Genomic DNA, 7,858 nt, shown 5'->3' on the forward strand with positions numbered 1-7,858 from the left:
GGTACGGGCGCCCACCGGGGGATCAGTTCGTCCCGTTGCCCGCCAGGCAGCTCGGCCCGAGCAGCTGCTTCAGGTCGCCGAACAGCGCCGGGTCCGACTTCACCCGGTGCCGGTCCAGCCGCAGCACCGTCGTCTTGCTCCGTGCCTCCAGCCGGACCCGCACCTCGGTGGTCCCCCGGTGGCTGCTCAGCACCTCGCCGAGCCGCGCCACCAGCGGGGGCGTCACCTTGCCGCTCGGGATGTTGATGATGATCGGCGCGTCGGCGTGCGCGTTCGAGAGGTCCGGGACCGTCAGCTCCATGCCCATCAGCCGCGGCACGTCCTCCCGCTTGTCCAGCTTGCCGCGGACGAACACCACCGCGTCCTCGACCAGCTGCGAGGAGACCAGCTGGTAGCTGGCCGGGAAGAACATGCAGTCGATCGAGCCCGCGAGGTCCTCGACCGTCGCGATCGCCCAGGCGTTGCCCTGCTTGGTCATCTTCCGCTGGAGGCCCGAGATGATGCCGCCGATGGTGACGATCGTCCCGTCCGGCCGCTCGGCGAGGTCCGCGACCGCGCAGTCGGCCTTGTCGGCGAGCACGTGCTCGATGCCGTGCAGCGGGTGCGAGGAGACGTACAGGCCGAGCATCTCCCGCTCCTGGGTGAGCAGGAAGGACTTCTCCCACTCGTCCTCGGAGAAGACCACGTCCAGCCCGAAGCTCGGCTCGTCGCTCGTCGCGTCGCCGCCGAAGAGGTCGAACTGCCCCTCGGCCTCCTTGCGCTTGATGCCCACGACGTTGTCGATCATCGGCTCGAACTGCGCGGTCAGGCCCTTGCGGGTGTGCCCGAGCGAGTCGAAGGAGCCCGCCTTGATCAGCGATTCGACGGTCCGCTTGTTGCAGACCACCGACTCCACCTTCTCCAGGAAGTCCGGGAAGGAGGAGAACTTCCCCTTGGTCTTGCGGGTCCGGATCATCGACTCGACGACCGGGCCGCCGACGTTGCGGATGGCGGTCAGGCCGAAGCGGACGGTGGTGTCACCGTGCGGGGTGAAGTCCGCGTCCGACTCGTTGACGTCCGGCGGCAGCACGTTGATGCCCATCTTGCGGCACTCGTTGAGGTAGACGGCCGACTTGTCCTTGTCGTCCTTCACCGAGGTCAGCAGGCCGGACATGTACTCGGCCGGGAAGTTGGCCTTGAGGTACGCCGTCCAGTACGAGACGAGCCCGTAGCCCGCCGTGTGCGCCTTGTTGAACGCGTAGCCGGAGAAGGGGACGAGGACGTCCCAGACCGCCTGGATCGCCGCGTCCGAGTAGCCGCGCTCCCGGCAGCCCTTCTGGAACGGGACGAACTCGGCCTCCAGGATCTCCTTCTTCTTCTTGCCCATCGCGCGGCGCAGCAGGTCGGCCTGGCCGAGCGAGTAGCCGGCCAGGATCTGCGCGGCCTTCTGCACCTGCTCCTGGTAGACGATCAGGCCGTAGGTGGGCCGCAGCACCTCCTCCAGGGGCTTCTCCAGCTCCGGGTGGATCGGGGTGATCTCCTGCTGGCCGTTCTTGCGCAGCGCGTAGTTGGTGTGCGAGTTGACGCCCATCGGACCGGGGCGGTACAGCGCCAGGACGGCGGAGATGTCCTCGAAGTTGTCGGGCTTCATCAGGCGCAGCAGCGAGCGCATGGGGCCGCCGTCGAGCTGGAAGACGCCGAGCGTGTCGCCGCGCGCCAGCAGTTCGTAGGTCGGCTTGTCGTCCAGGGGCAGATCAAGCAGGTTGATCTTGATGCCCTTGTTCTTCTCGATCGCCTTGACGGCGTCGTCCATGATCGTCAGGTTGCGCAGGCCGAGGAAGTCCATCTTGAGAAGGCCGAGGCCCTCACAGGTGGGGTAGTCGAACTGCGTGATGGTGACGCCGTCGGTGTGCCGGGTCCAGACCGGGATGTGGTCGGTCAGCGGCTCGGCGGACATGATGACGCCGGCCGCGTGCACGCCGGGCTGGCGGATCAGGCCCTCGATGCCGCGCGCGGTGTCGATCACCTTGCGCACGTCGGGGTCGGTCTCGTACAGCCCGCGGATCTCGCCGGCCTCGCTGTAGCGCGGGTGGCTGCTGTCCGTGATGCCGGACAGCGGGATGCCCTTGCCCATGACGTCCGGCGGCATCGCCTTGGTGATCCGGTCACCCATCGCGTACGGGTAGCCGAGGACTCGCGAGGAGTCCTTGATGGCGGCCTTCGCCTTGATGGTGCCGTACGTGACGATCATGGCGACCTTGTCGGACCCCCACTTCTCCGTCACGTACCGGATCACGTCACCGCGCCGGCGCTCGTCGAAGTCGATGTCGACATCGGGCATGGAGATGCGCTCGGGGTTGAGGAAGCGCTCGAAGATCAGACCGTGCGGGATCGGGTCGAGGTCGGTGATGCCCATGGCGTACGCCACCAGCGAGCCGGCCGCCGAACCACGGCCGGGGCCCACCGCGATGCCCTGGCCCTTGGCCCACATGATGAAGTCGGCGACCACGAGGAAGTACGCCGGGAACCCCATCTGGATGATGGTGTCCATCTCGTACTCGGCGAGCTTCTTGTGCTCCTCGTCGTACCCTTCCGGGAAGCGCCAGTCCATGCCCTCCCAGACCTTGGACTTGAAGAAGTCCGACTCGGACTCGAAGCCCTCCGGGATCGGGAAGCGCGGCATGAGGTTGCGGAACTGGAACATGCCCTCGGTGTCGACCCGGGAGGCCACCAGCAGCTGGCTGTTGCGGCAGCCCTCCTGCCAGGCGTCCGACTGGTCGAGGGCGTACATCTCGGCGGCCGACTTGATGTAGTAGCCGGTGCCGTCGAACCGGAAGCGGTCCGGGTCGGAGAGGTTCTTGCCGGTCTGCACGCAGAGCAGCAGGTCGTGGGCGCCGGCGTCGGCCTCGGTGGTGTAGTGCGAGTCGTTGGTGACGACCGGCGGGATGCCGAGCTTCTTGCCGATCTCGATCAGCCCGTCACGGACCCGCTTCTCGATGTCGAGGCCGTGGTCCATCAGCTCCAGGAAGTAGTTCTCCTTGCCGAAGATCTCCTGGTACTCGCCGGCGGACCTCAGCGCCTCGTCGAACTGGCCGAGGCGCAGCCGGGTCTGCAGCTCGCCGGAGGGACAGCCGGTGGTGGCCATCAGGCCGCCGGACAGATCGGAGATCAGCTCCTTGTCCATCCGGGGCCACTTGACCAGCCAGCCCTCGGAGTAGGAGCGCGAGGTCAGCTTGAAGAGGTTGTGCAGGCCCTCCTTGTTCCGGGCCCAGATGGTCTTGTGGGTGTAGGCACCGGACGCCGAGACGTCGTCCTTCTTCTGGTGCGGCTGGCCCCACAGGATGCGCTTGGTGTTCGAACGGGACTCGGGGGCGACGTACGCCTCGATGCCGATCACGGGGGTGATGCCGGCGGCGGTGGCCTGCTTGTGGAACTCGGCCGCGCCGTACATGTTGCCGTGGTCGGTCATCGCGACATGGCTCTGCCCCAGCCGCTCGACCTCCTTGAACATCTGCTTCAGCCGGGCGGCGCCGTCCAGCATCGAGTACTCGGTGTGGACGTGCAGATGCGCGAACGGCTGATCGCTCAAGGCGGGGCCTCCGTAGGCTCGGTGCAGACAGGTGGGCCGGCGAACGCGCAGGTCACGAAGGGTGCCCGGAAACAGATGCGGCCCGAGCCACTACCAGGGCCCGGACCAGCACTCACACGTTCACGTTCCTACTCTAGCCTCCGGACGCAGCTGTCCCCCGCCACCCGCCGCGCCCCGAAGGATCGCCCATGTCTCACCCGCAGCCCGCCGTCACCGACCGTGCCGAGGCCGTACTCGGAGTCTTCGACACGGCCTTCGGCGACCTGCTCGCCCAGGACCCGGCGGCCTTCCGCGTGAAGTTCCGCAAGATGGCCGCCTCCGCGTTCGCCTTCTACCGGGGCACCGCCGCCCTCTACTACGCGGACCTCACCACCGCGCCCTTCTCCTCCTTCGCCGAGCCCTTCCTCGACGAGCGCACCAGCCGGGTCTGGATCCACGGCGACCTCCACGCGGAGAACTTCGGCACCTACCTCAACGCCGAGGGCCGCCTCGTCTTCAACGTCAACGACTTCGACGAGGCCTACGTCGGCGCCTTCACCTGGGACGTCCAGCGCCTGGCGGCCTCGCTCGCGCTGATCGGCTACGCCAAGGCGCTCTCGGACGCGACCATCACCCGGTTGGTCACCTCCTTCGCCAACGCCTACCGCCGCCGCATCTCGTCCCACGTCACTTCGGGCGACGCCGACCCCTACACCCTGGACACCACCGGCGGCCCGATCCTCGCCACCCTCCAGCAGGCCCGGCTGCAGACCCGGGTCTCCCTGCTCGACGGGGACACCGTGATCGAGGGCTACGACCGCCGCTTCCGCCTCGGCGGCGGGGCGATCGAGCTCGACGAGCCCACCAAGGCCGAGGTCCTCGCCGCCTTCGAGGAGTACCTCACCACCCTGCCGCCGTCCTCCCGGCTGCGCCCGGCCGCGCTGCGGGTCAAGGACGTGGTCGGCCGCCGGGGCATCGGCATCGGCTCCGCCGGCCTCCCCTCCTACAACGTGCTCCTCGAAGGCCACACCGACGCCCTCGAAAACGACGTGATCATCTACATGAAGCAGGGCCAGACCCCCGCCGTGTCGCGCCACGTCACCGACCCCGCGATCGCCGGCTACTTCGAGCACGAGGGCCACCGCACGGTGATCTCCCAGCGCGCCCTCCAGTCCCACAGCGACCCCTGGCTCGGCTACACCACCCTGCGCGGCCGCGGCCAGCTGGTCGCGGAGGTCTCCCCGTACGCCACCGACCTCGACTGGCGCGACCTCAACGAGCTCCCCGACCTGCTCACCGTCACCGAATACCTGGGCCGGGCGACCGCGACCATGCACGCCGCCGCCGACGAGTCCTCCAGCGGCCACACCCTGGTCCCGTTCTCCACCGAGCACGCCATCCACGAGGCCATCGCCCGCGACGCCGACGGCTTCACCGCGATGCTGGTCGACTTCGCCCACACCTACGGCGCCCAGGCCCGCGCCGACCACCAACTCTTCGTCGACCTCTACCGCAACAACCGCATCCCGGGCCTCTAACCCTGCTTGGTCAGGGCCGCCAGCCGCTCCCGCGCGGCGGCCCTGACCTCCGCCGTCTCCATCTCATCGTCCCTGAGGTAGACCAACCTCTCCCTCACCTCGGGTTGGTCCGGAGCCCGCTCGACCCCCATCAACCGCGCGGCCTCCTCACAGTCCCAAAGACACTCCACATAGATCCCGTCCAACCCCGCCGGTTCGATCGCCGCCAACGCCTCCAGGTACCCGGCCCGCTCATACGAGTGCGGCGTCCACAACCAGAACCGCCGCAGCAGCGACGCCGCACCCCGGGCCTCCGCCCCGAACCGCGTCAGCCCCCGCGCCGTGAGCACCGGCCCACACCACCGCTTCGCCACCCAGTCCCGCTCCAACCGCGCGACCAGCACCGGCACGTCCTCCACCTCCCCGTGCTCGATCAGCACCCGGTACCCCAGCGCCCTCAGCCAAGCCTTCTCCCCACGGACCCACTCCCGCGCTGCCGGCACCGCGCCCGCCCCCAGCTTCTCCACCACCCCGATCAGCGGCCACAGCGCGGACGTCCCGCCCACCGTCCCCAGCGACGACACCAGTGGAATCACCCCCGGCTCCGGCCCCCGGTCGTCCAGCACATCGAGCGCGGCGACCCTGCGCTCCTCCGACTCCTCAGGATCCGCCAACAGCTCCAACAACCGCGCGTTGGTCTCCCCCGCCAGCGCCTTCGGCCGCCGAGGCTTCGTCTTCACCTCCCATTGCTCCTCCTCCTGCGCATATCCCCGCAACGCCTCCCGTGCCTCCCCCGACCCACTCAGCGCCAGCAACCCCAACACCCGCGCCGCCCGCTCACGCCGCTGCTCGTCCCCGGCCAACCCCTCCACCACCGGCCCCAGCGGCAACCCCAGATCCCTCACCAACCGCGCCAGGTACACCCCCCGCTGATCAAGGTCGTCCCACCGCCAATCCCACCGCACACACCCATAGACGAGCTCCGCCACCCCCACCGGATCCTCCACAGCCATCCGGGCCCCCAACCCCCGCCCCCGCTGCACCATCCCGATCAACGACCCCGCTGGCGCATACCGCCCATCACTCATCCTCGTCACCCCCACATCCTCCCCCGCCCACCCCCACCAAGGCACAGACCACCTTCCCCTCGGCCAACGGCTCCCACCACCAAGACCGCGCCAACCGCCGCACCATGACGAGCCCCCGCCCATGCTCCCCGGGCTCCCCCGACACCCGTCCACCGAAGAACCCCGGGTGCGAATCGCTGACCCGAATCACCACCGCCCCCGCCTTGGCCGCCCGAACCCCGATGCCAACGACCTGCCCACCAGCATGCAAGACCGCATTGGTCACCAACTCGGTGACCACCAGCTCCACCTCAAGCGGGTCGGCGAGTTCGACACCCCAGGCTCTGATCTCCGCCACCGTTCTGTGCCGCACGTAGCCGACGGCTTCGTCCCGCGAGGGGACAACCCATGAGACCTGTCGGGGTTCGGTCCTGATGGACGGCACTGGATGCCTCCTATGAGATCACGCACCGACACGAGCCGCGACGATGCCCTCACGTATCGCTACCTCCGGCAGCATGCCCCGGCGCTAGCGACATGGGCAATATTCCCAGCTGAACTTCCCCCATTCGAGTTGCCCCAGGGTCTCCAGGTGGCACACTGCTGCCCATGGCATGGAAGAGGAACCCGGCACCGCCATCGGTGTACCGACGCCAGCTCTCGGCTCGCTTCAAGGAGTTGAGGGCACAGGCCGGCCTGACGCTGACAGAGGTGTCCGCCGTGGTGGAGGTCAGCCAGGGCTCACTGAGCCGCATCGAGAACGGCGACCGTGGGACAACCCCGGTGCTCGCGAAGGCTCTTCTGGACTGCTACGGCATAACCGACCCGGCTGCCCGCGAGGACATCCTCGACCTGGTCCGCGCCGACGCGGCGCAGCGGCAACCGTGGTGGAAGAAGTACTCCGCCGTCATCAACACGACCAAGTACGGCGGCTACCTCGCCCTGGAATCCAGCGCGGACTCGCTCCGGACCTACGAGACCGAACTCGTTCCCGGTCTCCTACAGACCGAGGAGTACGCGAGGCAGGTCATCGGCAACATGCGCTTCGACCTCGGCCCTCACCAAGTTGAAGCCCTGGTGCAGGTGCGTATGGGCCGTCGCGACCTGTTGGCGGGCTCCAACGCCATCAAGTTGTGGGCTGTAATCGATGAAGCAGCCTTCCGCAGGGTCCCGGACCCGGCCGTGCTCGACGGCCAGCTTGAGCACCTGCTCCAGGTGATGACTCGGACGAACGTCACCGTGCAGTTCCTGCCTTTCGGCGCCGGCTTCCACCCAGGATTGGATGGACCGTTCGTCCTGATGGGATTCCCCGATCCAAATCCAGAGGTCGTGTGGATGGAAAACGGCCCCAACTCGGTGTACTTCGAGGGCATCGAAGAGGTGACCCACTACACGGAGGTGTTCGATCACCTGCGTGCCCGGGCCCTCGGCCCGCCCGAGACCCATGCTCATCTGACCAGCATGCTCAAGGAGAACCGCACGTGATCGACAAGCCCAACCCCACCGAGATCGACTTCTCCGACGTCATCTGGGAGAAGTCCCCGTTCAGTGGCGGTAGCGACAACTGCGTGGAGTTCGGCGTGATCGGCCAGTACATCGCCATCCGCGATTCCAAGAACCCCACACAGACCCCACTCGTCTACACCCGCACCGAGATCGCCGCCCTCCTCAACGGCGCCAAGTCCGGCGCCTTCGACCACCTGCGCTGAACCCACCTTCCGGCCGCC

The 7,858-nt window shown here is 68.1% G+C and carries 6 protein-coding genes; 3 read left to right on the top strand and 3 right to left on the bottom strand.

The features are described 5' to 3' along the window. Positions 1-22: 22 nt before the first annotated feature. Positions 23-3,568, bottom strand: a complete 3,546-nt coding sequence (gene dnaE, locus ABD308_RS22935; RefSeq protein WP_344338098.1) for a DNA polymerase III subunit alpha — start codon at positions 3,566-3,568, stop codon at positions 23-25. A 188-nt stretch (positions 3,569-3,756) separates the two neighbouring features. On the opposite strand from dnaE, the gene ABD308_RS22940 reads away from it, so the two are divergent. Then, the gene (locus ABD308_RS22940) at positions 3,757-5,085 is read left to right on the top strand and encodes a DUF2252 domain-containing protein (RefSeq protein WP_344338100.1); all 1,329 of its coding nucleotides are present in this window, start codon (positions 3,757-3,759) and stop codon (positions 5,083-5,085) included. Here the strand turns inward: ABD308_RS22940 and ABD308_RS22945 are convergent. Then, positions 5,082-6,053, bottom strand: coding sequence for a hypothetical protein (locus ABD308_RS22945; RefSeq protein ID WP_344338102.1), 972 nt, complete (start codon positions 6,051-6,053; stop codon positions 5,082-5,084). The genes ABD308_RS22940 and ABD308_RS22945 overlap by 4 nt on opposite strands. Before the next feature lie 91 nt (positions 6,054-6,144). Continuing rightward, positions 6,145-6,576, bottom strand: a complete 432-nt coding sequence (locus ABD308_RS22950; RefSeq protein WP_344338104.1) for an ATP-binding protein — start codon at positions 6,574-6,576, stop codon at positions 6,145-6,147. Between the two features lie 164 nt (positions 6,577-6,740). Between ABD308_RS22950 and ABD308_RS22955 the strand changes: the two genes are divergently transcribed. Then, positions 6,741-7,616, top strand: coding sequence for a helix-turn-helix domain-containing protein (locus tag ABD308_RS22955; protein WP_344338105.1), 876 nt, complete (start codon positions 6,741-6,743; stop codon positions 7,614-7,616). Beyond that, the gene (locus tag ABD308_RS22960) at positions 7,613-7,840 is read left to right on the top strand and encodes a DUF397 domain-containing protein (RefSeq protein WP_344338107.1); all 228 of its coding nucleotides are present in this window, start codon (positions 7,613-7,615) and stop codon (positions 7,838-7,840) included. The genes ABD308_RS22955 and ABD308_RS22960 overlap by 4 nt, the downstream gene beginning before the upstream one ends. The last annotated feature ends 18 nt before the right edge of the window (positions 7,841-7,858 follow it).

This window comes from Kitasatospora putterlickiae, from assembly GCF_039527695.1.
Taxonomy (GTDB): Bacteria; Actinomycetota; Actinomycetes; order Streptomycetales; family Streptomycetaceae; genus Kitasatospora; species Kitasatospora putterlickiae.